19 protein-coding genes are annotated in these 13,782 nt (G+C 45.2%); 10 read left to right on the top strand and 9 right to left on the bottom strand.

Annotated features, from left to right (window positions below; translation table 11 throughout):
* The first annotated feature begins 45 nt into the window (after nt 1-45).
* The 4 genes from glyA to ICN40_RS05485 all read left to right on the top strand — a co-directional run bounded on the left by glyA (nt 46) and on the right by ICN40_RS05485 (nt 2,670).
* Complete coding sequence (glyA, locus tag ICN40_RS05500) at nt 46-1,290, top strand: serine hydroxymethyltransferase (protein WP_216242694.1); 1,245 nt, start codon at nt 46-48, stop codon at nt 1,288-1,290.
* Between the two features lie 39 nt (nt 1,291-1,329).
* On the top strand, nt 1,330-1,776 hold the full coding sequence (nrdR, locus tag ICN40_RS05495) for a transcriptional regulator NrdR (RefSeq protein ID WP_215360817.1): 447 nt from the start codon (nt 1,330-1,332) through the stop codon (nt 1,774-1,776).
* Between the two features lie 288 nt (nt 1,777-2,064).
* Complete coding sequence (locus tag ICN40_RS05490) at nt 2,065-2,367, top strand: type II toxin-antitoxin system RelE/ParE family toxin (RefSeq protein ID WP_216242693.1); 303 nt, start codon at nt 2,065-2,067, stop codon at nt 2,365-2,367.
* Nucleotides 2,368-2,670: an addiction module antidote protein gene (locus ICN40_RS05485; protein ID WP_216242692.1), complete on the top strand. Its 303-nt coding sequence runs from the start codon at nt 2,368-2,370 to the stop codon at nt 2,668-2,670.
* A 58-nt stretch (nt 2,671-2,728) separates the two neighbouring features.
* On the opposite strand, the gene adk is transcribed toward ICN40_RS05485, so the two are convergent.
* The 6 genes from adk to ICN40_RS05455 all read right to left on the bottom strand — a co-directional run bounded on the left by adk (nt 2,729) and on the right by ICN40_RS05455 (nt 6,772).
* Nucleotides 2,729-3,394, bottom strand: coding sequence for an adenylate kinase (gene adk, locus ICN40_RS05480; protein WP_216242691.1), 666 nt, complete (start codon nt 3,392-3,394; stop codon nt 2,729-2,731).
* A gap of 114 nt (nt 3,395-3,508) precedes the next feature.
* Nucleotides 3,509-4,273: a 3-deoxy-manno-octulosonate cytidylyltransferase gene (kdsB, locus tag ICN40_RS05475; RefSeq protein WP_216242690.1), complete on the bottom strand. Its 765-nt coding sequence runs from the start codon at nt 4,271-4,273 to the stop codon at nt 3,509-3,511.
* Between the two features lie 20 nt (nt 4,274-4,293).
* A complete protein-coding gene (locus tag ICN40_RS05470; protein ID WP_215321469.1) occupies nt 4,294-4,473 on the bottom strand; it encodes a Trm112 family protein in 180 nt (59 codons plus the stop codon).
* 60 nt (nt 4,474-4,533) lie between these two features.
* A complete protein-coding gene (gene lpxK / locus ICN40_RS05465) occupies nt 4,534-5,625 on the bottom strand; it encodes a tetraacyldisaccharide 4'-kinase (RefSeq protein ID WP_216242689.1) in 1,092 nt (363 codons plus the stop codon).
* 26 nt (nt 5,626-5,651) lie between these two features.
* On the bottom strand, nt 5,652-6,116 hold the full coding sequence (locus ICN40_RS05460) for a biopolymer transporter ExbD (protein ID WP_216242688.1): 465 nt from the start codon (nt 6,114-6,116) through the stop codon (nt 5,652-5,654).
* Nucleotides 6,113-6,772, bottom strand: coding sequence for a MotA/TolQ/ExbB proton channel family protein (locus tag ICN40_RS05455; protein ID WP_216242686.1), 660 nt, complete (start codon nt 6,770-6,772; stop codon nt 6,113-6,115). The genes ICN40_RS05460 and ICN40_RS05455 overlap by 4 nt, the downstream gene beginning before the upstream one ends.
* A 313-nt stretch (nt 6,773-7,085) precedes the next feature.
* Here ICN40_RS05455 and xseA point away from each other — a divergent pair, with 313 nt between their 5' ends.
* On the top strand, nt 7,086-8,306 hold the full coding sequence (gene xseA / locus ICN40_RS05450; RefSeq protein ID WP_216242684.1) for an exodeoxyribonuclease VII large subunit: 1,221 nt from the start codon (nt 7,086-7,088) through the stop codon (nt 8,304-8,306).
* Nucleotide 8,307: 1 nt separating this feature from the next.
* Entirely contained in the window at nt 8,308-10,323 is a 2,016-nt protein-coding gene (locus ICN40_RS05445) for a hypothetical protein (protein ID WP_216242682.1), read from the top strand.
* 4 nt (nt 10,324-10,327) lie between these two features.
* Here ICN40_RS05445 and ICN40_RS05440 read toward each other — a convergent pair whose 3' ends face one another.
* From ICN40_RS05440 to murB, 3 genes are all read right to left on the bottom strand, one after another.
* Complete coding sequence (locus tag ICN40_RS05440) at nt 10,328-10,747, bottom strand: type II toxin-antitoxin system HicB family antitoxin (protein ID WP_255561210.1); 420 nt, start codon at nt 10,745-10,747, stop codon at nt 10,328-10,330.
* 8 nt (nt 10,748-10,755) lie between these two features.
* Nucleotides 10,756-10,935: a type II toxin-antitoxin system HicA family toxin gene (locus ICN40_RS05435; RefSeq protein ID WP_216189216.1), complete on the bottom strand. Its 180-nt coding sequence runs from the start codon at nt 10,933-10,935 to the stop codon at nt 10,756-10,758.
* Nucleotides 10,936-11,090: 155 nt separating this feature from the next.
* Entirely contained in the window at nt 11,091-12,128 is a 1,038-nt protein-coding gene (gene murB, locus ICN40_RS05430; protein WP_216242679.1) for a UDP-N-acetylmuramate dehydrogenase, read from the bottom strand.
* Nucleotides 12,129-12,251: 123 nt separating this feature from the next.
* Between murB and ICN40_RS05425 the strand changes: the two genes are divergently transcribed.
* The 4 genes from ICN40_RS05425 to ICN40_RS05410 all read left to right on the top strand — a co-directional run bounded on the left by ICN40_RS05425 (nt 12,252) and on the right by ICN40_RS05410 (nt 13,781).
* Entirely contained in the window at nt 12,252-12,737 is a 486-nt protein-coding gene (locus ICN40_RS05425; protein ID WP_215321476.1) for a YajQ family cyclic di-GMP-binding protein, read from the top strand.
* A gap of 18 nt (nt 12,738-12,755) precedes the next feature.
* Nucleotides 12,756-12,938, top strand: coding sequence for a CopG family antitoxin (locus tag ICN40_RS05420; RefSeq protein WP_216242678.1), 183 nt, complete (start codon nt 12,756-12,758; stop codon nt 12,936-12,938).
* A gap of 151 nt (nt 12,939-13,089) precedes the next feature.
* The gene (locus tag ICN40_RS05415; RefSeq protein WP_216242914.1) at nt 13,090-13,371 is read left to right on the top strand and encodes a hypothetical protein; all 282 of its coding nucleotides are present in this window, start codon (nt 13,090-13,092) and stop codon (nt 13,369-13,371) included.
* Entirely contained in the window at nt 13,368-13,781 is a 414-nt protein-coding gene (locus ICN40_RS05410; RefSeq protein WP_216242677.1) for a type II toxin-antitoxin system PemK/MazF family toxin, read from the top strand. The genes ICN40_RS05415 and ICN40_RS05410 overlap by 4 nt, the downstream gene beginning before the upstream one ends.
* The last annotated feature ends 1 nt before the right edge of the window (nt 13,782 follow it).

Here is a 13,782-nt window from a genome sequence, read left to right as displayed (position 1 = left end):
CTAAGTTAATTCACTCAGCAATCCAACATTTTCAGGATTATCACCATGTTTGACCGTCAAAACACCTTAGCCAAAACCGATCCCCAATTATGGGCAGCCATTCAGAACGAAAATAAGCGTCAGGAAGACCATATTGAGCTGATTGCTTCTGAGAACTACACCTCACCAGCGGTAATGGAGGCCCAAGGTTCTCAGTTGACCAATAAGTATGCAGAAGGTTATCCAGGAAAGCGTTATTACGGCGGTTGCGAGTTCGTGGACGTTGCTGAGCAATTGGCGATTGATCGTGTCAAAGCATTGTTTGGTGCTGAAGCAGCAAACGTACAACCCCATTGCGGAGCATCTGCTAACCAAGCAGTGTTCTTGGCTTTCTTAAAACCAGGCGATACCTTCATGGGTATGAGTCTTGCTGAAGGCGGTCACTTGACTCACGGTATGGCGTTGAACATGAGTGGTAAATGGTTTAACCCAATTGCTTACGGTCTCGATAAAAATGAAGAGATTGATTACGAGCAAATGGAGCGTCTCGCTCGTGAGCACAAACCAAAATTGATTATTGCTGGGGCATCTGCTTACTCTTTAAAAATTGATTTCGACCGCATCAGTAAATTAGCAAAAGAAGTGGGCGCGATTTTCATGGTCGACATGGCTCACTATGCGGGCTTAGTTGCAGCAGGTGTTTATCCAAACCCAGTACCGCACGCAGATATCGTTACTTCTACTACTCACAAGAGTTTGCGCGGCCCCCGTGGCGGCATCATCTTGATGAAGGCTGAGCACGAAAAAGCGATTAACTCTGCAGTGTTCCCAGGCTTACAGGGCGGTCCTTTGATGCATGTCATCGCAGGTAAAGCAGCAGCATTCAAAGAGGCGCAGGAGCCGGGCTTTATTGATTACCAAAAGCAAGTTGTTGCGAATGCAAAAGCACTTGCAGAGACTTTGATTGCACGGGGCTTACGTATCGTTTCTGGTGGAACAGATTCTCATGTGATGTTGGTAGATTTACGCGCCAAGAAAATGACCGGCAAAGAAGCTGAGCGCGTTTTAGGTGAAGCGCACATTACTTGCAACAAAAACGGTATTCCAAACGATCCAGAAAAACCAATGGTGACCAGTGGTATTCGTTTGGGTTCACCAGCAATGACTACCCGTGGATTTAAAGAAGCTGAAGCAAGACAAGTAGGAAACTTTATTGCAGATGTTTTGGATAATCCAAATGATCCTGAGAACATCGCTAAAGTGCGTGCTCAAGTTTCTGAGCTCACGAAGCGTTTCCCGGTCTACGGATAAGTAACAAAAATCAATACCCATTAAAGAAAAGAGCCCTCATTGCGCTGTCCTTTCTGTCATAACGAAGATACCCAGGTTCTAGATACCCGGGTATCTGACGAAGGCGATACTATTCGTCGCCGTCGACGTTGTGCCAAGTGCGACAAGCGCTTTACAACGTATGAACGTGTTGAGTTGGCGCTCCCAGCAATCGTTAAAAAGAACGGTAGCCGGGTCGAATATAGTCATGATAAGTTGGCTAGCTCAATCAAACTTGCGTTACGAAAGCGCCCAGTCTCTTCGGACTCTGTAGATGAATCTATTGCTCGCATTGAAGAAAAGCTCCTCAGTCTGGGTGAAAAAGAAATTCCTAGTGAGCGTGTAGGTGAGTTGGTAATGCGTGAACTCAAGCGTCTTGATAAGGTTGCTTATATTCGTTTTGCTTCGGTTTACAGAAGCTTTGCCGATATCGAGTCTTTTGAGAGCGCTTTAAAAGAGTTGAAATAAATCTAAAATTTTTCTTATTTGGGTGTGGTTGCGCTTACACTTTTTAAATCCTTAGTGCGATTTTCTATATTTTTCAAAGATTCCCATAAGTCAACCGTACTTAGTGCACCGCTTTGATGTAGGCCTTCCAAGGTTTCGATCATTTCGACAAGGATTCTCCCCCTCATTTTTGTATTTGTCATAGTGTGAATTTAGCATTGAGAACTCGTCTTTAAAAGTTTTCTAAATGGCTATTTCCATTGAGTGGTCTTTAAATGTATACTGTAATCGATTGGTTACAATTGATGTATGTATGAAATCGATAAAACAGTTGAATTTGAACTCTGGCTTAGCTCTATTCGCGACCCTTTAACTCGAGGTAGATTATTGGCAAGGTTGCGCAGAGTTGCTTTAGGGAATTTGGGGGATGTTGCTTCAATATCTGAGTCAAACGGGATTTGGGAGATGCGTGAGCATTTTGGTGCTGGTTGGAGAATGTATTACTTAAGGCGCGGAAGGGTGGTTATCTTAATGTTGGGCGGTGGCTCTAAGGCAACTCAAAATGCTGATATTAAAAAAGTTAAGAAGATGCTTCTGGCGATGGAGGATTAAATGAAAAAGACAAAAAAAATAAAAATACAAGATATATCTAAATTTGATGTTGTGGATTATTTAAAAACCGATGCAGATATTGCTGGATACTTGACGGCTGTACTAGAAGATGGCGACCCCGCTTTATTTGTAGCTGCAATTGGCGACATTGCCAGAGCAAAGGGAATGAGCGACATTGCTAAAAAGAGCGGCGTTACTAGAGAGTCCCTTTATAGAGCTTTAAAAATTGAGGCGCGACCACGTTTTGAGACTGTGACTAGAGTCATACATGCGTTAGGCATGAGATTAACTGTTCATGCATAAATAAATATGGACTGCAATGCAGTCCATATTTACATCCAAAAATTGCGAAAGCAATTAATTATTTCAATTCAGCAAAAATAGAAGCGGTAATGTCTTCAACGCTACCAGTACCGCTTATCTTGCGATAGGCTGGCGCTTTTACCTTGTCTGCTGGGCTGCCTTGCGCAGCCCAAGATGAGTAGTACTCAACTAGTGGACGGGTTTGATCATCGTAAACCTGCAAACGCTTGCGCACGGTTTCTTCTTTGTCATCATCACGCTGAATGAGGTCGTCGCCAGTCACATCATCTTTGCCTGCAACCTTTGGTGGGTTGTATTTGATGTGATAAGTGCGGCCAGAGGCAGGGTGAACACGACGTCCGCCCATACGATCGATGATGGCCTCAAATGGCACATCGATTTCTAAAACGTAATCAATCGGAACGCCAGCATCTTTCATGGCTTGTGCTTGAGGAATGGTTCTTGGAAAACCATCAAACAAATAGCCTTTGCTGCAATCAGGTTGAGTCAAGCGATCTTTAACAAGGCCGATGATGATGTCATCAGATACAAGGCCACCCGCATCCATAATTTTTTTGGCTGCAATACCGAGTTCAGTTCCTGCTTTCACAGCAGCGCGCAACATATCGCCAGTGGAAATTTGTGGAATTGCAAATTTTGCGCAAATAAACTGAGCTTGTGTGCCTTTTCCAGCACCTGGTGCACCGAGCAGAATCAACCGCATTGTTTTCCCCTTAGAAGAGCTGACATTGTCCCGTATTTTGTTGGGATCTTATATACCTATTGCCTAGGATTATCCCCGAGAAGCTTAAAGCTAGCGGGGCATTGGCTTATTGGCTTAGGAGCGAGCTAGTAGCTGGCGCACTCTTTCAAGGTCTTCTGGGGTGTCTACCCCAGCTGGCGGAGCTTCTGAGGCGGTATGAACCGCTATGCGGTAACCATTCCAGAGGGCGCGGAGCTGTTCTAGGGCTTCAGCCTGTTCTGGAGGCGCTGCCTCTAGACGGGTATAGGCCTGTAAAAAGTCAGCTCGGTAGGCGTAGATGCCTAGGTGGCGTAAATGCTCAGTTTTTTGACTTGCCCCTGCATCTCTCACAAAGGGAATCGGCGCTCTTGAAAAATACAAGGCCTCACCTGATCGATTGAGAACGACTTTCACCACATTGGGATTATTGATCTCTGCATCATCGGTAATGGGAACGGCAACCGTGGAGATAGCGCACTGCTCATGTTCTGCCAAAGTACTGGCAACTTGATTAATCAATTCTGGTGGAATAAGTGGCTCATCACCTTGCACATTCACGATCAATGTATTGCTAGGTAGCTTTAATAATTGCGCAACTTCTGCAATGCGATCGGTTCCGGTTGGGTGGTTCTCGCTAGTCAGTAAACACTCAATACGGTGTTCATCACAAGCGGCCTGTATTTCTGGTGAGTCAGTTGCCACTACAACGCTTTGAGCAAGTGATTGTTTTGCACGTTCGGCCACGCGAATCACCATCGGTTTACCACCAATGTCAGCCAGAGGTTTTCGAGGTAAGCGAGTAGATCCCAGGCGAGCCGGAATCACTACTAAAAAATCAGGAGCTTTGGAGTCAGCGTTCATTGAGATTGAGCAGTGAATACTTAGGCGATTTCGTCAGCGCTGAGGCTGCGCGCTTCTTCAACCAGCATTACTGGCACATCATCCCGAATGGGGTAAGCCAGGCGATCGGCCTTGCAAATAAGCTCATGTTTCTCGGCATTTAAATGCAATTGGCTTTTGCACAAAGGGCAAACCAAAATATCGAGTAGTCGTTTATCCATGATTTCTTTAATGGTGATCTATATAGGTGAGGACACAGTGTAGTGCTATGTACGCTAAACCTACAAGGTATAGCGATAAGGATTGGGTCTTTGCAGAATGGATTGCAGCCAGTCAGCCAAGCTGTCTGGGAGGGCGAGCGTCATTGGCACCACCCAAATACGCTCATCTGTAATAGCTGCGCATTTCACAGCATCCTTTTCGGTAATGAGGATGCATTGTGCGTTGATCTTCTCAAAGAACTCAGGGGTATAGGTCGCATGATCAGGCAAAGGAATCGATTTAGCGACAATGCCCTGTTTAAGTAGATCATCAAAAAAGCGCTGTGGATTACCCAAGGCGGCAACAGCAGTAATTTTGTTTGGTAGATAGCTATCCGCAATTTGAGCAAGCGTCTGCGTATTGGTGGGATTGATTAATTGGTAGACATTACCTAAATTACCCAAGAGTGAAAATGCGCGACGCCCTAAAAAGTATTCATCCTGGGGGCCAAGCTTAGTTTCAATATCCTTTGTTTTTCCAGTAAAAAGGGTAGCATCGCGTTCGCGTGTCGCTGGTTCACGCAAAGGACCGGCGGGCAGCAAAAAGCGATTGCCTTCACCCCGTCCATCACGCACTACGAATTCGATATCACGACCACCTTCGCGAGCAGGCCAGCGAGCTAGGCCGCTATGTTGCAGGCCATCATCACTAATGATCACATTTACATCTGGAGAATGTTTGAGTAAGGCCCGAATACTTTTTTGACGCTTTGGAAAAACCCAGATTGGAAATTCATCATGTGTACGTTTGGCAATTAAGACGGGTTCGTCGCCAACAAGGTTGGGATCAGAATCACTGCGAACTTGTAATGGTGTGATTTGAGAAGAAGATCCATAGCCTCGACTAATAATTCCAGGCCTCCATCCAAGGTGACTAAGGCGTTCCGCAAGAGCAATCACGATGGGCGTCTTGCCAGTGCCGCCTACACGAATATTGCCCACAATAATCACTGGTACTGGAGCAGGCTTTTGTTTTACTAAGCCCGTATCCAGAATTAACTTACGTACACGCACCACTAGGCCATAAAGCCAAGAGAGTGGCCATAGCAATAAACTCGTGGGACCACGTCTTTCCCAAAACTTAGGGGCTTTACGGAAAAAAGAAAAGGACATGAAGAATATTTTTCTTTGTTCTCTGATTACTTCTTGGTTTGGCTACTAAAGACAATATTTGAGAGATTGGCATCGCGCGCCGCTTCCAGTGCGCTCATGACTGCCTGGTGGGGCGCCCTAGCATCCGCATCAATGTTGACTTGCGGAGAGCTGGTACCTTCCTTCTGACTACTTTGACCGCTTAACTGAGTTAACGCACTACTGAGTTGAGAGCGATCTACTACTTTGCCGTTAACAGCAAAGCGACCATCTCGACTCACTGCAATATGAATTTGCTTTACTTCTACTTGGCTCTCATTGCCATTAGCGGTGGGTAAAGTAATGGCTAACTCTTGATAACGTGTGAAGGTTGTAGAGATCATTAAAAAGATCAGGACTACCAAGAGCACATCAATAAAGGGAATCAGATTGATCTCTGGTTCTACAGGTGTAGCACTACCCCCAAGAGAAAATCTTCTCTTAGCTCGCGGGTGTGTTTCTAACCAACTCATTTTGAAATGTCAGCAGCGTCGTTTGAAACGTTTGGATAGAGCTTCTTAAACAGTTGACGAGTAAATTCTTCGTATTCACGTTGACGTTGATTGGCCATTGCGCGCAAACCACGCCACGCTGCAAGAGCAGGAATAGCAATCATGAGTCCAAATGCCGTGTTGTACAAAGCGACTGAAATTCCATGTGCTAATTGTTGTGGACTACCAGCAGCGCCATTAATCGCGCCTTGGCTGCCAAAGATTTCAATCATGCCCACGACAGTGCCAAATAAACCCAATAGCGGAGCGACTGTGGCGATCGTGGCAAGTGCGCCTAAGTAGCGGTCCAACTTTAGCCAAGTGCTCTGTGCGGTCACTTGCAACTCCTCCAGCGCAGCATCGGCATTACTGCCAGACAATTTCTCTTTCAGTGCGCATGCCAATAAAGGGCTTGCAGGAGAAAGGTTGGCCAATTCCGTAATCTGCTGCTCTGAAACGCTGGATTTGTTCCCAACCAACTGATTTGCAAGAGAAAACACGCTTTCCAGGCAATTTTTGGGGAATATATGCGTTTGTCGCAGATACCAGCAACGCTCTAAGGCGATTGCTAAGCCCAATATGGAGATGATGAGGAGGGGCCAAATAGGCCAGCCAGCGGATAGTAAGATGGAGTACATAAGCTCAGTACTTTAGCTGAATTAAAAAGCCTGTTTCGGAAAGCTAGCCTGTGGATAACTCTGTGCAAAACTTTTTTGAGTTTGCTCTGTAAGTCCTTGATTGATCGTTGACACGGTTTTATATTGGTTCAAAGCGAATTTATTAGTCTAATTAATTCCTATATAAATCAATAGCTTGTATTTTAGATGTTGGATTTATGAGACGTTTTGGGTCAGTAATTACTTACTTATGAGGATTAAACCTAGAGTGAATCTGTATCTGTGGATATTTATTGGCGCCTAAGCCAGATAGTTGTGAGATTAAAGAGAAAAAATGTCGGAAATATCAAGGGAAATTCTGAGTGTTGGTGATCTAAACCGCGCCATTGCTGCCTCTTTAGAGGACCGTTTCGATACTGTCTGGGTGAGCGGGGAGATTTCCAACTTCAAGGCTTATGACAGTGGGCATTGGTATTTCTCATTAAAAGACGCAGAAGGTCAGATTCGTTGCGTTATGTTCCGCGGTCGCAATGGCCAGGTTGGGTTCATGCCTCAATCTGGGGATTTGGTGGAAGTTAGCGCTAGCTTAGGAATGTATGTTCCTCGTGGGGATATTCAGCTCACGATTCAGACTTTGCGTCGCGCTGGTATGGGCGGTCTCTATGAAGCCTTCTTAAAACTGAAAGCCAAGCTCGCAAAAGAAGGCTTGTTTGATGATGAGCGCAAGCGTGAGATACCAACGCATCCGCGATCCATCGGCATCATCACATCACCCCAAGCGGCCGCACTTAAAGATGTCTTAAGTACTTTAGCCAGAAGAGCGCCGCATATTCCGATTGTGGTTTACCCAACATTAGTTCAAGGCCCAGATGCACCGGCCGGAATTATTGCCGCACTCAAAGCTGCCGAAAAAGAAAAAGCAGTAGATGTCATTTTGTTAGTACGCGGTGGAGGCAGCATTGAAGATCTCTGGGCATTTAATGATGAACAACTGGCTTATGCGATTGCAGATTCATCTATTCCAGTAGTGAGCGGTGTTGGGCATGAAACCGATTTCACGATTGCGGATTTTGTTGCAGACTTACGAGCACCAACCCCGACGGGCGCAGCAGAGCTAGCGGCGCCACGCCGAGATCAAATGTTGCAAGAGCTAGATTCCTTCATGCAAGCACTGCTCCAGCGTATTAACCAACGAGTTGAACGCGAGGCACAAACGCTAGATCAATTAGCGCTTCGCTTGAGTCATGCATTGCCTAACCCGGATCGTATGCGCGAGCAAATTCAAGGGTGGCAGCAACGCCTTAACCAAGCCTGGTCTGTGCGTATGGAAAATTGGAAGCGCAATCAATCACACTACCAATCCCAGTTGGAGATGTTGAATCCTCAGAGAACACTAGAGCGTGGCTATGCTGTGATCCTGAGTAAAAACAAAGAAGAGCTGCACGCCATTCGTAAACCATCTGAGTTGAACGTAAGTAATAGTTATCAAATACGTCTAGCCGAAGGGCAGGTAGATGTAGAATTTTCAGAAGTAAATCCAGCGGAACAAAAATAATATGCAGCGACTAATCTTAAGGTTGATTGCATTAACGTGTACATCATTCTTGATTGCAATGCTGACGGGTTGTCCAAGCAGTGGTTCCGGTAACAGCACTGTCATTAATGGTGTAGTGAGTTCAGGTGGAGGATCAACACCAGTTGCTATTGAGGGCGCCACAATTGTGGTTTATCAAATTCAGTCTGGCACACCATCGGTTGTCGCTCAGACTACATCGGATGGTGCTGGTAATTTTTCTGTCAAGGTTCCCAGTAATTCCGCAAATACAAGCAGCAATCCGATTACTTACTATGCGGTAGCTAGCAAATCTCCAAGCATCCAGCTAATGGCAAGCTTAGGGACGGGGCCGTTATCTGCAGTACGCATTAATGAGCTCACTACCGTGGCATCCGCTTATGCCTTTGCGCAATTATTTCGTGATGACTATTCGGTAGCCGGGAGTGCTCTACCATTAAGTATTGCTGCGGGCATGGCAGAGAATTTAGTTTCTGCAGAATCTGGCTCTGCATCTAAAGTCATTCAGACTTCGCCTAACGGTTATGAAACTAATACCTGGAGTGCGCTTGGAACATTAGCGAATGTCTTGGCAGGATGTACTCAAGGTGTTGCTAATGCGTGCACGAATTTATTTGCCCTAACTCCTTCTACAGGTGGCATTACACCTAAGAATACCTTGCAAGCGATCGTCAATATCGCTTTAAATCCCGCAGTCAATGTTAGCGGTATCTATAACTTAGGCAGTGTGGTGACAAGCTACACACCAGCGCTTACTGCTAGCCAGGGGCCAAATTCCTCTGCACCACTACAAAAGCTCGATGCCTGGACAATGGCGGTCAAGGTTAATAACGCCGGTAGTGCTGCCTGTCCTTTTGGTGGCCCAGCTAATGTGGCGTTTGATACCAAGGGTTATGCCTGGATTAATAACAATGTGATTCAAGGAACACCCAACTCCGCCAATTGTTTGGTTGTTCTGAAGCCCAATGGCCTGCCTGCTAATGGGGCTTCCAATACTCCAAGCTCACCTATTACTGGCGGCGGTATTTTGGGTTCAGGATTTGGGATTGCGATAGATAAGCTTGGATTTATTTGGTCAGGCAGTTTTGGATGGGGCAATAATGTCCCCACCAGCGGAGCGGTAGCAAAATTATCATCAGTTGGTGTACCCATTTCTCCAGATGCTGGATATACCGCTGGTTTGCTGCGAGTGCAGGGAACTGCAGTCGATCAATCTAATAATATTTGGATGGCCAGCTATGGTGACAATGCCGTGGTAGTTTATCCAAACCAAACAACAACACCTATTAGTTACTTAGACAGCAATATTCAACCGTTTGGTATGGCTATTACTAGTGATGGATATGCGTGGGTTACCTATACAGGATCGGATACGGTTTCTAAATTACGCTTTAGTAATGGCGTAATCTCTAAATTATTTACAGTCACACTGCCAAGCGGTAGCAATCCAAAAGGTGTGGCCGTAGACTCGCTGGGTAATGCTTGGGTTGCAGCAGGCTCGACGTCTACTGTTTATGCAATCAATGCAAGTGGCGCGATTGTCGGAACTTACACAGGACAAGGCATTAATGGTCCATGGGGCATTTCATTAGATGCAAAGGGAAATGTATGGGTTGCCAATTTTGGAACTTCATCCCCTAGTGCTCGATATAGCATCGTGCAACTCTGTGGCGCAACATCAAATTGCCCTACAGGTATAGCGATGGGATCGGCAATCACTCCAAGCACTGGCTACACCCTCCCATCTGCAGGCAGCCAGGTCCTTCTGAACTCTGGGCAACCTTTATATGGAACAGGCGCACCCCCATCCTACTTACCCTTGATGCGATTGACTTCAGTAAATACAGATATGGCCGGCAATATTTGGGCTACAAATAATTGGAAGCCCTCTGGATTAAACGATATTGTTTCAAATCCAGGTGGAGATGGCGTGGTGATTTTTGTGGGAGTTGCTGCACCTACCAAAGCACCTAGCTTGGGACCAGCCCAAGCGCCTTAAGTTTTTAAGCTGCCACTGTTATTTCGATATGACAACCAAGCGCATTTGCCGCAGATTCAATCTGATCAAATTTAGAAGAATGTTTGAGATCAAATAAGCGATCGATCTGGGGCATATGCCAACCTAGACGACGCGCTAATTCAGCCTTTTTGATACCCTGATCCATCATGGCTTGATAGATGCCAAGTTTGGCTGATTCAAGTGCTGATGGGCTGATTAATTTTTGACCGCGCTTTGCTTTGCTTGCCTTCGGTAATGGTTTGCGGGAATCTACATAAAAAGATAGACCAGTCTCTAACGCTTCAACAGCCTTCTCAAATGCATCCGATTCATTCTTGCCGAAAGTAATAGCTTCAGGAATGTCACTGAACGTTACGAGTATGCTGCGGCCATCTTTGGCGAATGTTGCAGGGTATCTAAACATATATTCCATTATTTCAAGCCTAATTGACGTTTAATAGCCGCTTCTAAACCTTTGCCGAGTTCAGTCGTTCCATGCATTGGCAAAGAAGATTGTTTGCCTTTTAGAAACACCTTTAAATGCGATCCTTTGCCAGGGAGAAATGTGGCGCCTTGTAGTTCAAGCCACTTTTTCATTTGTTTTGAGTTCATGCAAATATTAACATATATGTTGTGTTTTGTAGCATCGAGAGGCAGTCGTCCACTTTTGAGATTGGCGGGGAGCCAAATATTATCTTTGACTGAATTACCCCTATTTAGGGTATGGGGCTTACTTACCTCGCTGGAGGTAAGGTTAATGCAAGGGACTACAAAATATTTGGTTCAATCTGTAGGCTGACACCAAACTTTGCACGCACTTTGTCTTGTATGCATTTAGCAAGACCAAGAATATCTTGAGCGGTTCCACCACCGTGATTAACTAATACGAGTGCTTGGTTTTCATAGATGCCAACCGAACCCATGCGTTGACCTTTAAAGCCACATTGATCAATGAGCCATCCAGCGGCTAGTTTTCGCTTGCCGGTTACATCCGGGTAGGACACTAAATCAGCATGGGCCTTAAGCAAGGTTTCATATTGCTCATTGGGAACAATGGGATTCTGGAAGAAGCTACCAGCATTACCAATCATTTTGGGGTCAGGTAGTTTGTGTGTGCGGATCTTACAGACTGCTAAAAAGATCTCTTCAGGACTCGGATTGGAATTGTCTGTAAATTGTTTTGCAAGATCGGCATAGTGAATGCGTGCATTCCAGTTCTTGTGAATTCTAAAAACGACCTTTGTCACAATAAAGCGATGGGGATTTTGTTTGAAGTAGCTATCGCGATAAGCAAAGTGGCAAGCATCTTTTGTGAGAGTGACAAAGGCTTGGTCTTTGGCGTCAAAGGCTTCAATACGATCAATATAATCTGCGATCTCAACACCATAGGCGCCAATGTTTTGAATCGGTGCAGCACCGACCGTGCCAGGAATAAGTGCTAGGTTTTCTAGGCCAGGCAGGTTGTTCTCTAAAGTCCAGGCAACGAGTTCATGCCAATTAACGCCTCCACCAACTGCTAAGTAGGTAGCATCGTCATCCGAGGAAATGATTTCTTGCCCGGTGATATTGATAAGGAGAGTTACTCCGGGAAGAACTTTGGGAAGAATGACGTTGCTGCCGCCACCCAAAACCCGCCATGTAAGTTTCTGGTTAGTAACTGTAGAGATCACTTCCGGGATTTGCTCTGGCGAAGTAATTTCATAGGCCAGTTCCGCGCTAGCATCAAAGCCAAAGGTGTTGCGGTGCTTCAATCCCAAATTTGGGATCAATTTTGCGGGTTGGGGCGCATTTTGAACACGGTTCATGCCACAATCTTATTCGTAAATGCATCTAGAGCATATTTTTGGGGCGCTAAAGCTGGAAAGAGTGTCGAAATCTCTAGAAAATGCAAGATTGCAAGATTATTTAAGAAAATATAGGGAGTAAAAATGCCAACATTTGACGTTGTATGCGAACCAGACATGGTTGAGCTCAAAAATGCCATCGAGCAATCTAATAAAGAAATCACTAACCGTTTTGACTTTAAGGGTTCAGATAGCCGTGTAGAGCAAAAAGATGAAGCATTAATCTTGTTTGGTGATGACGACTTTAAATTAGGTCAAGTGCGTGATGTGCTGATTAACAAAATGGCCAAGCGCAATGTGGATGTGCGTTATCTCAAAGATGAGAAAACAGAAACTATTGGCAGTGATAAGCGCAAGCAAACGATGAAGATTCAAAAGGGCATCACTTCGGATCTAGCTAAAAAAGTGGTGCGCATTATTAAAGACAGCAAGCTTAAGGTGCAAGCCAGTATTCAGGGTGATGCAGTACGCGTCACTGGTGCAAAGCGCGATGATTTACAAGAAACTATGGCCCTGCTCAAAAAAGAAGTAACGGAAGCGCCATTGGGCTTTAATAATTTCCGTGACTAAGAAGATGCTTGGAGCGCAATGAAGGCAGTTAAACCCATACCTATGTTTGAATCAGAGTTTGATGAAAGAAGGTTTTGGGAAATAAATGATGCTTCTGATTATTTTGATTTAAATAAAGCATTTAGGGCGGCAACTCCAAATCTAAGGCCCCACTCTGCGACTATTAAGTCTCAAGTTGGGATATTTGGAAAGCTGAGATAGGGCTTTATTGGGTAAAGGAACAAGGAAATTCACTAAAACAGGCACCCATAATTTGTCGTAGGTTTGGGTTTAATCCCATTTAATTAAGGGTGTAAAGATTGCACTTGAACCCAAAATAGTATATACTTTATATATACATTAATGAGGTGCCATGATGAGAGCTTCAAACGAAAACCTGTTGGTCAAATTCCGTTCTAAAGACACCCAATTTGGCGTGACTCGAACAACGGTTAAAGCAATTGCTAAAGAACTCGATGTCAATGAAACGCAGGTTATTCATATGGCCTTGTCAAAATTTGCTACTGATGTTTTACCTTCTTATGCTCCTGATGATGGTCCATTGACCGCAAAACAAGTCTTGGCATTACGCGAGGATGCAGCCAAGCGCTTACCAAAAGGAAAACTGCTTGCACGCGATACATTGTTTGCATGAGTCAGACTTGGGTGTTGCCAGCACCTGGCGATATCGTTTGGTGTTTGTTTCCCGAAGTTCCTAATAGTGAACCAGGACCCAAACCCAGACCAGCCATCGTTCTGAGTGTCGAGCGTCGGGATGATGGTAACCAGGTCAGCGTGGTGTATGGAACATCCCAGAATCTGACCAGGCTTAAAGCTGGCGAGGTGGCGATAACTCAGACCAAGAATCCAGCTGCTTATGCATTGGCTGGATTGGCTTACGACACAAAGTTTAACTTCAAGGTGATTGTGGATCTGCCGTGGTCTGAGCGCTATTTCAAAGTACCCGTTAGAAGCCCACATGGCAATATGCCCAAGCTCGGCACTTTGCATGCAACCATTCTTCGCGCTGTTGAAGCGGCTTATCGTGCAGCATTAAACCGATAGG

The sequence above is a fragment of the Polynucleobacter sp. Fuers-14 genome (genome assembly GCF_018882045.1).
In the GTDB taxonomy this organism is placed as follows: Bacteria; Pseudomonadota; Gammaproteobacteria; order Burkholderiales; family Burkholderiaceae; genus Polynucleobacter.
The sequence above is the reverse complement of the archived record's forward strand: the minus strand, read 5'-3'. Positions and strand labels throughout refer to the sequence as shown.